General features: G+C 55.5%; 23 protein-coding genes. All 23 read left to right on the plus strand.

Going from position 1 to position 13,106, the window contains the following annotated elements:
- Window positions 1-246 precede the first annotated feature (246 nt).
- The 23 genes from rpsL to rpsE all read left to right on the plus strand — a co-directional run bounded on the left by rpsL (window position 247) and on the right by rpsE (window position 13,106).
- Window positions 247-618 carry a 30S ribosomal protein S12 gene (gene rpsL / locus UF64_RS09775; RefSeq protein WP_007092427.1) on the plus strand — a complete coding sequence of 124 codons (372 nt, stop codon included), beginning with the start codon at window positions 247-249 and terminating at the stop codon, window positions 616-618.
- Between the two features lie 12 nt (window positions 619-630).
- The gene (rpsG, locus tag UF64_RS09780; RefSeq protein WP_007092426.1) at window positions 631-1,098 is read left to right on the plus strand and encodes a 30S ribosomal protein S7; all 468 of its coding nucleotides are present in this window, start codon (window positions 631-633) and stop codon (window positions 1,096-1,098) included.
- 27 nt (window positions 1,099-1,125) lie between these two features.
- Entirely contained in the window at window positions 1,126-3,207 is a 2,082-nt protein-coding gene (gene fusA / locus UF64_RS09785; RefSeq protein WP_044828420.1) for an elongation factor G, read from the plus strand.
- Window positions 3,208-3,235: 28 nt separating this feature from the next.
- Complete coding sequence (tuf, locus tag UF64_RS09790; protein WP_044828412.1) at window positions 3,236-4,426, plus strand: elongation factor Tu; 1,191 nt, start codon at window positions 3,236-3,238, stop codon at window positions 4,424-4,426.
- A gap of 119 nt (window positions 4,427-4,545) precedes the next feature.
- Complete coding sequence (gene rpsJ, locus UF64_RS09795) at window positions 4,546-4,854, plus strand: 30S ribosomal protein S10 (RefSeq protein ID WP_008892173.1); 309 nt, start codon at window positions 4,546-4,548, stop codon at window positions 4,852-4,854.
- Between the two features lie 16 nt (window positions 4,855-4,870).
- Entirely contained in the window at window positions 4,871-5,587 is a 717-nt protein-coding gene (rplC, locus tag UF64_RS09800; protein WP_044828421.1) for a 50S ribosomal protein L3, read from the plus strand.
- 5 nt (window positions 5,588-5,592) lie between these two features.
- Window positions 5,593-6,213 (plus strand): 50S ribosomal protein L4, encoded by a 621-nt coding sequence (rplD, locus tag UF64_RS09805; RefSeq protein WP_008892175.1) that lies wholly within the window; start codon window positions 5,593-5,595, stop codon window positions 6,211-6,213.
- Entirely contained in the window at window positions 6,210-6,512 is a 303-nt protein-coding gene (locus tag UF64_RS09810; RefSeq protein WP_008892176.1) for a 50S ribosomal protein L23, read from the plus strand. The genes rplD and UF64_RS09810 overlap by 4 nt, the downstream gene beginning before the upstream one ends.
- A 4-nt stretch (window positions 6,513-6,516) precedes the next feature.
- The gene (gene rplB / locus UF64_RS09815) at window positions 6,517-7,344 is read left to right on the plus strand and encodes a 50S ribosomal protein L2 (RefSeq protein ID WP_044828422.1); all 828 of its coding nucleotides are present in this window, start codon (window positions 6,517-6,519) and stop codon (window positions 7,342-7,344) included.
- Between the two features lie 16 nt (window positions 7,345-7,360).
- Window positions 7,361-7,639 (plus strand): 30S ribosomal protein S19, encoded by a 279-nt coding sequence (gene rpsS / locus UF64_RS09820; RefSeq protein WP_008892178.1) that lies wholly within the window; start codon window positions 7,361-7,363, stop codon window positions 7,637-7,639.
- A 2-nt stretch (window positions 7,640-7,641) separates the two neighbouring features.
- Complete coding sequence (rplV, locus tag UF64_RS09825) at window positions 7,642-8,022, plus strand: 50S ribosomal protein L22 (RefSeq protein ID WP_044828423.1); 381 nt, start codon at window positions 7,642-7,644, stop codon at window positions 8,020-8,022.
- Window positions 8,022-8,708 carry a 30S ribosomal protein S3 gene (gene rpsC, locus UF64_RS09830; protein ID WP_044828424.1) on the plus strand — a complete coding sequence of 229 codons (687 nt, stop codon included), beginning with the start codon at window positions 8,022-8,024 and terminating at the stop codon, window positions 8,706-8,708. The genes rplV and rpsC overlap by 1 nt, the downstream gene beginning before the upstream one ends.
- Before the next feature lie 12 nt (window positions 8,709-8,720).
- A complete protein-coding gene (gene rplP, locus UF64_RS09835; RefSeq protein WP_033067183.1) occupies window positions 8,721-9,140 on the plus strand; it encodes a 50S ribosomal protein L16 in 420 nt (139 codons plus the stop codon).
- Between the two features lie 6 nt (window positions 9,141-9,146).
- Entirely contained in the window at window positions 9,147-9,347 is a 201-nt protein-coding gene (gene rpmC / locus UF64_RS09840; RefSeq protein WP_008892182.1) for a 50S ribosomal protein L29, read from the plus strand.
- Window positions 9,348-9,373: 26 nt separating this feature from the next.
- Entirely contained in the window at window positions 9,374-9,607 is a 234-nt protein-coding gene (gene rpsQ, locus UF64_RS09845) for a 30S ribosomal protein S17 (RefSeq protein WP_008892183.1), read from the plus strand.
- A gap of 34 nt (window positions 9,608-9,641) precedes the next feature.
- Window positions 9,642-10,010 (plus strand): 50S ribosomal protein L14, encoded by a 369-nt coding sequence (rplN, locus tag UF64_RS09850; protein WP_008892184.1) that lies wholly within the window; start codon window positions 9,642-9,644, stop codon window positions 10,008-10,010.
- A complete protein-coding gene (gene rplX / locus UF64_RS09855) occupies window positions 10,010-10,327 on the plus strand; it encodes a 50S ribosomal protein L24 (RefSeq protein WP_008892185.1) in 318 nt (105 codons plus the stop codon). The genes rplN and rplX overlap by 1 nt, the downstream gene beginning before the upstream one ends.
- An 11-nt stretch (window positions 10,328-10,338) precedes the next feature.
- Window positions 10,339-10,878 (plus strand): 50S ribosomal protein L5, encoded by a 540-nt coding sequence (rplE, locus tag UF64_RS09860; RefSeq protein ID WP_008892186.1) that lies wholly within the window; start codon window positions 10,339-10,341, stop codon window positions 10,876-10,878.
- Between the two features lie 13 nt (window positions 10,879-10,891).
- A complete protein-coding gene (gene rpsN / locus UF64_RS09865; protein WP_044828425.1) occupies window positions 10,892-11,197 on the plus strand; it encodes a 30S ribosomal protein S14 in 306 nt (101 codons plus the stop codon).
- A 12-nt stretch (window positions 11,198-11,209) separates the two neighbouring features.
- Entirely contained in the window at window positions 11,210-11,608 is a 399-nt protein-coding gene (rpsH, locus tag UF64_RS09870) for a 30S ribosomal protein S8 (protein WP_044828426.1), read from the plus strand.
- Between the two features lie 12 nt (window positions 11,609-11,620).
- Complete coding sequence (rplF, locus tag UF64_RS09875; protein WP_044828427.1) at window positions 11,621-12,154, plus strand: 50S ribosomal protein L6; 534 nt, start codon at window positions 11,621-11,623, stop codon at window positions 12,152-12,154.
- Window positions 12,155-12,165: 11 nt separating this feature from the next.
- Window positions 12,166-12,519: a 50S ribosomal protein L18 gene (gene rplR, locus UF64_RS09880; protein WP_008892190.1), complete on the plus strand. Its 354-nt coding sequence runs from the start codon at window positions 12,166-12,168 to the stop codon at window positions 12,517-12,519.
- Window positions 12,520-12,530: 11 nt separating this feature from the next.
- Window positions 12,531-13,106, plus strand: a complete 576-nt coding sequence (gene rpsE, locus UF64_RS09885; RefSeq protein ID WP_044828428.1) for a 30S ribosomal protein S5 — start codon at window positions 12,531-12,533, stop codon at window positions 13,104-13,106.

Below are 13,106 nucleotides of genomic sequence, written 5' to 3' on the forward strand. Positions count from 1 at the left end.
GCCGTCACTAGTATGCGCCCACCGAATCTAGGGGGGTGTAGCTGTGCCGGTACCGTTTTGTGCGGTAGCGGGCGGTTTTCGCCCCCCATCGCTTGAGTGCGACTCTGACGGCCGTCGAGGCAGGAACTCCTGCTTTTATGGGCGTCCGCGCGTGTTTTTGTACTTGTACAAAGACGCGTGGTCGCTCGTCGTGCGTCGATAAGAGCAACGCCCTAGTGGCGTCCGTTGAAGTAAAAGGGAAAGTTAATGCCCACTATTAACCAGTTGATCCGCAAGTCGCGGACTCCGCGCACCCAGCGCGATATGGTTCCGGCACTGGAAGCATGCCCGCAGAAACGCGGCGTTTGCACCCGTGTCTATACCACCACCCCGAAGAAGCCGAACTCGGCACTTCGTAAGGTTGCCCGTGTTCGTTTGACCAACGGCTACGAAGTAACCTCCTACATTCCGGGTGAAGGCCACAACCTGCAGGAACACTCTGTCGTCATGATCCGCGGCGGCCGTGTAAAGGATTTGCCGGGTGTGCGTTACCACATCATTCGCGGTACCCTCGATACGCAGGGTGTCAAAGACCGTAAACAGCGTCGTTCGAAATACGGCGCGAAGCGTCCGAAATAAGGAGCAGCTCAGATGTCACGTCGTCACGCTGCTGAAAAGCGCGAAGTTCTGCCTGACGCCAAATATGGCGATAAGGTTCTGACCAAATTCATGAACGGTCTTATGCTCGATGGCAAAAAATCTGCCGCCGAAAAGATCGTTTATGGTGCACTGGAAGTCATGGAAGGCAAGGGTGCAGACCCTGTTGCCCAGTTCCACGAAGCCATGGATAACGTGAAACCGAACGTCGAAGTTCGTTCGCGCCGTGTTGGTGGTGCTACCTACCAGGTTCCGGTTGAAGTTCGTTCCGAGCGTCGTCAGGCGCTGGCCATTCGTTGGCTGGTTGACGCAGCTCGCAAGCGTTCCGAAACCACCATGGTTGGTCGTCTTGCCGGTGAACTGATGGATGCAGCCAATAACCGTGGCTCCGCCGTCAAGAAACGTGAAGACACCCACCGTATGGCCGAAGCCAACAAGGCTTTCGCTCATTATCGCTGGTAACCCAGACCTCAAGATCAAGAGTCGATTATGGTACAACGCACTCCGATCTCTCGGTATCGTAACATTGGCATCATGGCACACATCGATGCTGGTAAAACCACGACCACCGAGCGAATCCTTTTCTACACCGGTAAGTCCTACAAAATCGGCGAAGTCCACGACGGCGGCGCTACCATGGACTGGATGGAACAGGAACAGGAACGCGGCATTACGATTACGTCTGCTGCGACGACCTGCTTCTGGAAAGACCACCGTGTCAACATCATCGATACCCCGGGCCACGTTGACTTCACCATTGAAGTTGAACGTTCGCTCCGCGTCCTCGATGGTGCTTGCGCTGTTTTCGACGCCGTTTCCGGCGTTGAACCGCAGACCGAAACCGTATGGCGTCAGGCTGACAAGTACAACGTTCCGCGTATGTGCTTCGTCAACAAGATGGACCGTACCGGTGCTGACTTCTTCCGTTGCGTCGAAATGATCAAGGAACGCCTCGGCGCCAATGCTGCAGTCATGCAGCTGCCGATCGGTTCCGAAGGTGATTTCGAAGGTGTTGTCGATCTCGTTCGCAACCAGGAAATCATCTGGAAAGATGAAAGCCTCGGTGCAGAGTTCGAATATCGCGACGTTCGTGACTCCCTTGCTGACCAGGCTGCGGAATACCGCGAAGCCCTGATCGAACAGGCTGTCGAGTGCGACGAAGCTGCAATGGAAGCTTACCTCGAAGGCGAAATGCCGTCCGAGGAAGTTCTCAAGAAGTGCATCCGTAAGGGTACCATCGCTGGTGATCTTGTTCCGGTCCTTCTGGGTACCGCGTTCAAGAACAAAGGCGTTCAGCCGCTTCTCGATGCAGTCATCGACTTCATGCCGGCTCCGGACGACATCGACGATGTTCGTGGCGTCAAGCCGAACACCGAAGACGAGCCGGATTCCCGTGCTCTGACCGATGACGCGCCGTTCTCGGCTCTTGCGTTCAAGATCATGTCCGACCCGTTCGTCGGTTCCTTGACCTTTATTCGTATCTATTCCGGTGTGCTGGATGCCGGTTCGTATGTTCTCAACTCTGTTAAAGAGAAAAAAGAACGTATCGGCCGTATGCTGCTTATGCATTCCAACAACCGTGAAGAAATCAAATACGCTTGCTCGGGCGACATCGTTGCTCTGGTTGGCATGAAGGACACCACCACTGGTGATACTCTTTGTGACCCGGCCAAGCCGATCATCCTCGAGCGCATGGAATTCCCGGATCCGGTTATCGAAATCGCTGTTGAGCCGAAATCGAAAGCCGACCAGGAGAAAATGGGTCTCGCGCTTGCACGTCTCGCGCAGGAAGATCCGTCGTTCCGTGTTAAATCCGACCACGAATCCGGCCAGACCATCATTTCCGGTATGGGCGAGCTTCACCTCGACATTATTGTCGATCGTATGAAGCGTGAATTCAAAGTCGAAGCAAATGTCGGCGCGCCGCAGGTTGCTTATCGTGAAACCATCTCGAAATCGGTCGATATCGACTACACCCACAAGAAACAGTCGGGTGGTTCGGGTCAGTTCGCACGTATCAAGTTGACCTTCACCCCGGGTGAACCGGGTTCGGGCTTCTCCTTCACCGATACCGTTGTTGGCGGTAACGTTCCGAAGGAATACATCCCGGGCGTACAGAAAGGCTTCGAGAGCTCGCTGCATAGCGGTGTGATCGCAGGCTTCCCTGTAACCGACTTCTCGATCACCCTGACTGACGGTGCATACCACGACGTTGACTCGAGCGTCATGGCCTTCGAAATCGCTGCTCGCGCAGCATTCCGCGAAGGTCTTGCAAAAGCTTCTCCGAAGCTTCTCGAGCCGATCATGAAGGTCGAAGTCGTGACCCCGGAAGAGTACATGGGCGATATCATTGGCGACCTGAACAGCCGTCGTGGCCAGGTCCGTGACATGGATACCCGTGGTATTGCACGCGTTGTTAACGCGTTCGTACCGCTGGCCAACATGTTCGGTTACGTCAACACGCTGCGTTCCATGTCCCAGGGCCGTGCCCAGTTCGTGATGCAGTTCGATCATTATGCCGACGTTCCGCAGGCAGTTGCGGACGAAGTCAAAGCCAAATCGGCCGGCTAAGGCCACGCCAGAATAAACGGAGTTAGAAATGGCTAAAGAAAAGTTTGAGCGTACAAAACCGCACGTTAACGTAGGCACCGTCGGCCACGTTGACCACGGTAAAACCACGCTGACCGCAGCAATCACCAAAGTTCTGGCAGAAGCCGGTGGCGCTTCGTTCCAGGACTACAACATGATCGACAAAGCGCCGGAAGAGAAAGCTCGTGGTATCACGATCTCGACCGCGCACGTTGAGTATGAGACCGAGAACCGTCACTACGCACACGTCGACTGCCCGGGCCACGCTGACTATGTTAAGAACATGATCACTGGTGCGGCACAGATGGACGGCGGTATCCTCGTCGTTTCGGCTGCTGATGGCCCGATGCCGCAGACCCGTGAGCACATCCTGCTCGCACGTCAGGTTGGTGTTCCGGCTCTCGTAGTCTTCATGAACAAAGTTGACCAGGTTGACGACGAAGAGCTCCTTGAGCTCGTCGAAATGGAAATCCGTGAACTTCTGTCGTCCTACGACTTCCCGGGCGACGATATTCCGATCATCAAGGGCTCGGCTCTTGCTGCTCTGGAAGGTCGCGATGACGAAATCGGCAAAAACGCTATCCTCGAACTGATGGCTGCTGTTGATGACTACATCCCGGCACCGGATCGTCCGAAAGACAAGCCGTTCCTGATGCCGATCGAAGACGTGTTCTCGATCTCGGGTCGTGGTACGGTTGTAACCGGTCGTGTTGAAACCGGCGTTGTTAAAGTTGGCGAAGAAATCGAAATCGTCGGCATTAAAGACACCGTTAAAACCACCGTTACCGGCGTTGAAATGTTCCGCAAGCTGCTCGATCAGGGCGAAGCTGGCGACAACATCGGCGCGCTGCTGCGTGGTACCAAACGTGAAGACGTCGAACGTGGCCAGGTTCTGGCACATGTTGGCTCGATCACCCCGCACACCAAATTCGAAGCAGAAGCCTACATCCTGACCAAGGATGAAGGTGGCCGTCACACGCCGTTCTTCTCGAACTACCGTCCGCAGTTCTACTTCCGTACGACTGACGTTACCGGTTCGATCGAGCTGCCGGCTGGCACCGAAATGGTTATGCCGGGCGACAACGTTCAGATGACCGCAACCCTCATTGCACCGATTGCAATGGACGAAGGTCTGCGTTTCGCAATCCGTGAAGGCGGTCGTACCGTCGGCGCGGGCGTTGTTGCCAAGATCATCGAATAATTTTTCTCTTGATCTTTGTGAAGCGGGCGGCTATTTAAGCCGCCCGCAACACTTTTGCGGCAATCGTCAACTCCAGTTGAGGGGCCGGTGTCCTTTTGAGGGCTCCGGTACATAATTACATGGATAGTCAGAACATTCGCATTCGCCTGAAGGCGTTTGACCATCGCGTGCTGGATCAGTCCACGCGTGAGATCGTCAATACGGCGAAGCGCACTGGCGCAGAGGTCCGCGGCCCGATTCCGCTGCCGACCCGCATTGAAAAGTACACTGTTCTGCGGTCTCCGCACGTGAACAAGAAATCACGCGAACAGCTCGAAATCCGTACGCACAAGCGTCTTCTCGACATTGTCGACCCGACCCCGCAAACCGTCGATGCTCTTATGAAGCTCGACCTTGCGTCCGGTGTCGATGTCGAGATCAAACTTTAATCGGGAGTAAGCCGCAATGCGTAGTGGACTTATTACCCAGAAGGTCGGTATGACCCGCGTCTTCAACGACGACGGTTCCCACCTTCCTGTAACCGTTCTGAAGGTCGAAGATCTTCAGGTTGTCGCCAACCGTACCAACGACACCGACGGCTACGTCGCTGTTCAGCTTGGTTATGGCAAAGCGAAAGTGAAAAACGTATCCAAGCCGATGCGTGGCCACTTCGCCAAAGCCAAGGTTGAGCCGAAAGCCAAACTTGCTGAATTCCGCGTTAGCGAAGACGGCCTGATCGAAGTTGGCGCAGAACTTGCTGCGACCCACTTCATCGAAGGCCAGTACGTTGACGTAATCGGCACGTCCATCGGTAAAGGTTTTGCCGGTGCGATGAAGCGTCATAACTTCGGTGGTCTGCGTGCGTCGCACGGTGTGTCGATTTCGCACCGTTCGCATGGTTCCACCGGTCAGTGCCAGGACCCGGGCCGCGTCTTCAAAGGTAAGAAGATGGCTGGTCACCTCGGTGCCGCACGTGTAACCGTTCAGTCGCTCAAAGTCGTATCTTCGGATGCCGACAAGGGCCTGATCCTGGTTCACGGTGCCGTTCCGGGTCACAAGGGTGCCTATGTCCTTGTCAAGGATGCCGTGAAGCGTGCTGCACCGGAAGGTCTGCCGTTCCCGGCCGCGCTCAAGGGTGCTGCCCCGGCCGCTGAAGAAGCTGTCGCCGAGGATAAGGAATAAGCATCATGAAGCTCGACATTCTCAAACTTGACGCTTCCAAGTCCGGCAAGATTGATCTTGCAGAAGACATCTTCGGCCTGGAAGTACGTCGTGACGTCCTGCACCGCATGGTGAACTGGCAGCTGGCAAAACGCCGTGCCGGTACCCACAAGGTGAAGGAAAAGTCCGAAGTTTCCGCAACCACGAAAAAATTCGTGCGTCAGAAGGGTAGTGGCGGTGCACGTCACGGTTCCCGTAAAGCCGCACAGTTCCGTGGTGGTGGTACCGTGCACGGTCCGCGCGTTCGCGACCACGCACACGATCTGACCAAGAAGTTCCGTAAACTCGCGCTTAAAACCGCTCTGTCGGCTAAAGCAAAAGACGGTAAGCTTATCGTTCTTGATAATGCGGAATTCTCGGACGCCAAAACCAAGAATCTGGTCGCAGTTTTCAATAAACTCGGCTGGAAGTCTGCACTGATCATCGACGGTGCGCAGGTCAATGAGGGCTTTGCACGCGCAGCGCGCAACATCCCGCAGGTTGATGTGCTCCCGCAGATTGGTGCTAACGTCTATGACATCCTGCGCCGTGACACCCTGGTGCTGACCAAGGGTGCGGTCGAAGCGTTGGAGGCACGTCTCAAATGACGATCATCAGCAAAGAGCGGATGTACGAAGTCATCCGCGCCCCGCATATCACTGAAAAGTCGACGTTGATTTCTGAACACAACGCTGTTGCGTTCAAAGTCGCGATCGACGCCACCAAGCCGGAGATCAAGGCTGCTGTGGAAGGTCTGTTCGGGGTGAAGGTCAAGGCGGTCAATACCTCTGTGGTAAAAGGAAAAACCAAGCGTTTTCGCGGTATTTCCGGTCGTCGGAGCGATTTCAAGAAAGCGATGGTAACCCTCGAAGAGGGCCAGTCCATCGATGTGACTACGGGAATCTAAGACAATGGCTTTGAAGAAGTTTAAACCAACCTCTCCTGGTCGCCGTCAGCTGGTTCTCGTGGATCGTTCCGATCTCCACAAGGGCAAGCCGATTAAAGCGTTGACCGAAGGTCTGCGCAAGAAAGGTGGCCGTAACAACACTGGTCGTATCACCGCCCGCCGTATTGGTGGTGGTCACAAACGTCGTTACCGTATGATCGATTTCAAACGTACCAAGTTTGATGTCGTCGGTACCGTCGAGCGTTTGGAATATGATCCGAACCGTACCGCGTTTATCGCACTGGTTCGTTATTCTGACGACGAATTGGCCTACATCCTCGCACCGCAGCGTCTCGCTGTCGGCGACAACGTTGTTGCCGCTGAACGCGTAGACATTAAGCCGGGTAACGCCGCACCGCTGAAGAACATTCCGGTCGGTACCATTGTCCACAACGTCGAACTGAAAGCCGGTAAAGGTGGTCAGGTCGCACGTTCAGCAGGCTCGTATGTACAGCTTGTTGGTAAGGACCAGGGTTACGCCCAGCTTAAGCTGTCCTCCGGTGAGGTACGTTTGGTTCGTGGTGAATGCATGGCAACCATCGGTGCCGTGTCCAACCCGGACCATCAGAACTCGAACCTTGGTAAAGCCGGCCGTAATCGCTGGCTTGGCAAGCGTCCTTCGGTTCGTGGCGTTGCCATGAACCCGATCGATCACCCGCATGGTGGTGGTGAAGGCCGTACGTCGGGTGGTCGTCACCCGGTTACGCCGTGGGGCAAGCCGACCAAGGGCAAACGTACCCGCTCGAACAAAAAGACCGACGCGCTCATCATGCGCCGTCGTCACAAGAGCTAACGGAGGAGGCTAGACTATGGCGCGTTCCGTTTGGAAGGGTCCGTTTGTTGACGGATACCTTCTTAAGAAAGCCGATACTGTCCGTGCCTCAGGCCGGAATGAGGTAATTAAGACCTGGTCGCGGCGCTCGACGATTCTGCCGCAATTCGTAGGCCTCACCTTTGGGGTTTACAATGGCCAGAAATTCCTGCCGGTGCTCGTGACCGAAGATATGATTGGTCACAAGTTCGGTGAATTCTCGCCGACCCGTACCTACTATGGTCACGCGGCCGACAAAAAGGCGAAGAGGAAGTAACGATGGGTAAGAAAGCTGACATCCGTCGGCTGGCGGATAACGAGGCTGCGGCTTCGCTCCGGGCAGTACGCATTTCCCCGCGTAAGCTCAACCTCGTCGCCGAGTCGATTCGTGGTATGAAGGCAGAAGCTGCTTTGGCAGAGCTGACCTTCTCCAATAAACGCATTTCGCAGGACGTCAAAAAGCTGCTGGAATCGGCAATTGCTAATGCCGAAAACAACCATCAGCTCGATGTTGACCGTCTCTACGTTAAAGAGGCATCTGTTGGTAAGGCCTTCGTAATGAAGCGCTGGCGCGCCCGTGCACGCGGTCGTGTTGGTAAAATCATTAAGCCGTTCTCCAACATGCGCATCGTCGTTTGCGAACGTGAGGAGGCCGAGTAATGGGTCAGAAAATTAATCCGATCGGTCTGCGCGTTGGCATTAACCGTACCTGGGATTCCCGCTGGTACGCCAACAAGGCCGATTTCGCTGGTCTTCTTCACGAAGATCTCGCGATCCGCAATTTCGTCTTCGACCGTCTGAAACAGGCGGGTGTATCGAAGGTGATTATCGAACGTCCGGCGAAGAAAGCCCGCATCTCGATCCACACCGCTCGTCCGGGCGTTGTGATCGGGAAAAAAGGCCAGGACATCGAGAAGCTCAAGAACGATCTGCAGAAACTGGCGAATGCCGAAGTGCAGGTTAACATCATCGAGATCCGCAAGCCGGAACTCGATGCCAAGCTGGTCGCTGATAACATCGCCCAGCAGCTTGAGCGCCGTGTTTCGTTCCGTCGCGCTATGAAGCGCTCGGTTCAGAACGCAATGCGTCTCGGTGCCGGTGGCATTCGTATCAATGCTGCTGGTCGTCTTGGTGGCGCTGAAATCGCTCGTACCGAATGGTACCGTGAAGGTCGCGTTCCGCTGCACACCCTGCGTGCGGACGTTGATTATGGCACTTCCGAAGCACACACCACCTACGGTGTTTGCGGTCTGAAGGTCTGGATCTTCAAGGGCGAAATCATGGCTCACGATCCGTTGGCTTCTGAGCGTCGCGCTCTCGAGTCGACCGGTTCAGGCCGCAAGTAAGGAGATCCAGATATGCTTTCTCCGAAACGCACAAAGTTCCGTAAAGCCCACAAAGGCCGCCTTAAAGGTGAAGCCAAGGGTGGCACGGATCTTAATTTCGGCGCTTATGGCTTGAAAGCCATGGAGCCTGAGCGTATAACGGCGCGTCAGATCGAAGCGGCACGCCGTGCGATCACCCGCCACATCCGCCGTCAAGGTCGTGTGTGGATTCGCGTTTTCCCGGATCTCCCGGTCTCGCAGAAGCCTGCCGAAGTCCGTCAGGGTAAAGGTAAAGGCTCGCCTGAATATTGGGCGGCACGCGTTAAACCGGGTCGGATCATGTTTGAACTCGACGGTGTTCCGTTGGATCTTGCACGCCGTGCTTTCGAGCTGGCGTCGGCAAAACTGCCGATCAAGACCAAGTTTGTCACCCGTCTTGGTGAAGGGGAGTAATTAGTGATGAAAATTGCTGATCTCCGCGCTAAAAGCGCTGACGAACTGAAGCAGCTGCTTCTGGACCTGCGTAAAGAATCGTTCAACATGCGATTCCAGCAGGCTTCCGGGCAGTTCGAGAACACTGCGCGGGTCCGCCAGGTCCGTCGTGATATTGCCCGCATTAAAACCCTTCTCGGCAACGAGAAGGGTGCAACCGCGGCCTAACTGGACACGCAGAGGAGTAAACACACATGCCGAGGCGTGTATTGCAGGGGACAGTCGTTTCGACCAAAAACGACAAGACCGTGGTGGTCCGAGTGGAGCGCCAGGTCATGCACCCGCTGTATAAAAAGTACGTGCGTAAGTCGAAGAAATTCCACGCGCACGATGAAGAGAACCGCTTCAAAACGGGTGACGTTGTTCGCATTCGCGAATGCAAACCGATCTCGAAGTTGAAGTCTTGGGAAGTAGTGGTCGAGGAGTGAGTCCTCAGCCCAATCATAGTCAAGGGGTAAACCCATGATCCAGATGCAGTCCAATCTGGACGTCGCCGACAACAGCGGCGCTCGCCGCGTCCAGTGCATCAAGGTGCTGGGCGGCTCGAAGCGCAAAACCGCCAACGTTGGTGATGTTATCGTGGTTTCCGTCAAGGAAGCCATTCCGCGCGGTCGCGTTAAGAAGGGTGCAGTTCACAAAGCTGTCATCGTTCGCACCGCAAAGGAAATTCGTCGTGCCGATGGCTCGGCGATCCGCTTTGACCGCAACGCTGCCGTTCTCATTAATGCGAACGGTGAGCCGATCGGCACGCGTATTTTTGGCCCGGTAACCCGCGAACTTCGTTCCAAAGGTTACATGAAGATCATTTCGCTCGCTCCGGAGGTGCTGTAATGGCTGCCAAGATTAAAAAGGGCGATCGCGTCGTTGTTCTGACGGGTAAAGACAAAGGAAAGACCGGCGAGGTTCTCGCCGCTTTCCCGACCGAGAACAAAGTTCTGGTTTCGGGCATCAACCTGGTGAAACGTCACCAGCGCCCGACCGGTGCTGATGCTGGTGGCATCGTCGAAAAGGAAGCAAAAATTGCTGTTTCCAACGTCGCGATTGTTGACCCGAAAGAAAACAAGCCGACCCGCGTCGGTTTCAAGACCCTCGATGATGGTCGCAAGGTTCGCGTAGCGAAGCTCAGCGGCGAAGTCATCGACAACTGAGGGACGGAAAAATGACGCGCCTGCGCGAACATTACAAAGAAGTGGTGCGTGACGCACTCCAGAAGGAGTTCTCCTACGAGAACACCATGGAGATTCCGCGCCTCGAGAAAATCGTGATCAACATGGGTGTCGGCGACGCCACCCAGGATCGTAAAAAGCTGGAAGGTGCTGCTGCGGATCTCGCTGCTATCACCGGTCAGAAGCCTGTCTTCACCAAAGCGAAAAAGTCGGTCGCGGCTTTCAAACTGCGTGAAGGTATGAACATCGGTTGTAAAGTGACCCTGCGTCGCGACCGTATGTTTGAGTTCTTGGACCGCCTGGTCACCATCGCGCTTCCGCGCGTTCGTGACTTCCGCGGCCTGAACAAAAAATCTTTCGATGGTCGTGGCAACTTTGCCATGGGCTTGAAAGAACAGTTCGTCTTTCCTGAGGTAGAGTACGACAAAGTCGACTCTGTTCGCGGGATGGATATCATCATTTGTACCACGGCTAAGTCCGACGATGAAGCTCTTGCCCTTCTAAAGGGTTTTGATCTTCCGTTCGGAAACTAACGGAGGTTGGCCCATGGCCAAGAAAAGCGCTGTAGAGCGTGAACTCAAACGTGAACGCCTGGCAAAAAAATATGCTGCCAAGCGTGCCGCCCTTAAAGCGGTTATCGCAAATCGCGAGACGTCCCCAGAGGATCGTATCGTTGCTGTGATGAAACTCGCCCAGTTGCCGCGTAACTCGGCTCGTATCCGTCAGCGTATTCGCTGCCAGGTTACCGGTCGTCCGCGTGGTGTCTATCGCAAATTCCGCCTGTCCCGTATCGCGCTTCGTGAACTTGCTTCGCGTGGTCAGATCCCGGGCATGGTGAAGTCGAGCTGGTAAGGAGGACATCACATGTCGATGACTGATCCAGTCGGTGATATGCTCACGCGTATCCGCAACGGCCAGCGCGTTGGTAAATCCAGCGTCGTTTCGCCGGCTTCGAAACTGCGTACCGGTGTGCTGGATGTTCTCCAGCGCGAAGGTTACATCCGCGGTTATAACGTTAATGAAATTCGCAAGGGCGTCAGCGAAATCACCATCGAACTCAAATATTTTGAGGGCGATGCCGTGATCAAGCAGATCGACCGCGTCTCGACCCCGGGTCGTCGTGTATACTCGAAGATCAAAGATCTTCCGAAGGTATATAACGGTCTGGGCATCGCAGTCCTGTCCACTCCGCGAGGAGTTCTTTCGGATCAGGAGGCTCGCGAGCAGAATGTCGGCGGCGAAATCCTCTGCAAGGTATTCTAAGGAGGGCCAACGATGTCGCGAGTAGGAAAAAATCCGGTGGTCGTGCCTAGCGGCGTTACCATCACCTTGACCGAAGAGCAGATCAGTGCAAAAGGCAAGCTCGGTGAGCTTAACCTGGCGTTGACCTCGGACGTATCCGTCACTCAGGAAGATAACCAGATCTTCGTGAAACCGAACAACGATAGCAAGCGCGCTCGTGCCCTTTGGGGTACCACCCGTGCCAATATCGCGAACCTCGTTACCGGGGTCTCGGAAGGGTTCACCAAGAAACTGGAAATCACCGGTGTTGGTTACCGTGCGCAGGTTCAGGGCAAAAACCTGGTTCTGCAGCTTGGCTTCTCACATGACGTAGAAATGGAGATCCCTGCGGGTCTCAACGTCGTTGCTGAAAAGCCGACCCTCGTCGCCATTTCTGGCGCAGATAAACAGCTCGTTGGTCAGTTCGCTGCGAATGCACGCGGCTGGCGCGGTCCGGAGCCTTACAAAGGCAAGGGTGTCCGCTACGAAGGCGAGTATATCTTGCGCAAAGAAGGCAAGAAGAAGTAAGGACAGGCACGATGAAAAACGTGAGAAGCCTATTCGAACGCCGCAAGCGTCGCGTTCGTTTTGCGATCCGCCAGAAAGCGGCCGGTCGCCCGCGCCTCAGCGTGCACCGTTCGAACGCCCACATCTATGCTCAGATCATCGACGACGTCAAAGGCACCACCCTGGTGGCTGCTTCGACGATGGAGAAAGATCTGAAGGCGAAAGGCAGCAATGCCGACGCCGCTGCACTGGTCGGCAAGGCAATTGCCGAACGCGCAGTCAAAGCTGGTGTGAAAACGGTCGTTTTCGATCGTGGTGGGTATCTGTTCCATGGCCGGGTGAAAGCTCTGGCCGATGCCGCCCGTGAGGGCGGTCTGGACTTCTAAGGAGCACGACCATGGCACGTAACCAGAATCAACAGCAGCAGGCGCCGAAAGCCCGTGAAGAAAACGAACTCGTCGACAAGCTGGTTGGTATCAACCGCGTCGCGAAAGTCGTTAAGGGCGGCCGTCGCTTTGCTTTCTCCGCAATGGTAGTTGTCGGTGACCAGCGCGGTCGCGTCGGATACGGCACGGGTAAAGCCCGTGAAGTTCCGGAAGCGATCCGTAAGGCTACCGAAGCTGCTAAACGTAACATGATCCGCGTTCCGCTGCGTGAAGGTCGTACCCTTCACCATGATACGCAGGGCCACTTCGGTGCAGGCAGGGTTGTCCTTCGCTCTGCTCCGGCTGGTACCGGTATCATCGCAGGCGGTGCGATGCGTGCGGTTTTCGAAACCATGGGCGTTCAGGACGTTGTGTCCAAATGCACCGGTTCGAACAACCCGCACAACGTGATCCGCGCAACCCTTGACGCTCTGGTCAACGGTGCTTCCCCGCGTCAGGTCGCTGCTAAGCGTGGCCTGAAAGTCGGTGACGTCGTTGCCCGTCGCGATAGCGGTTCGGCTGCTGCCGCCGTTCTCGAAAAGGAGTAA

The sequence above is a fragment of the Thalassospira sp. HJ genome, assembly GCF_000948415.1.
Lineage (GTDB): Bacteria > Pseudomonadota > Alphaproteobacteria > Rhodospirillales > Thalassospiraceae > Thalassospira.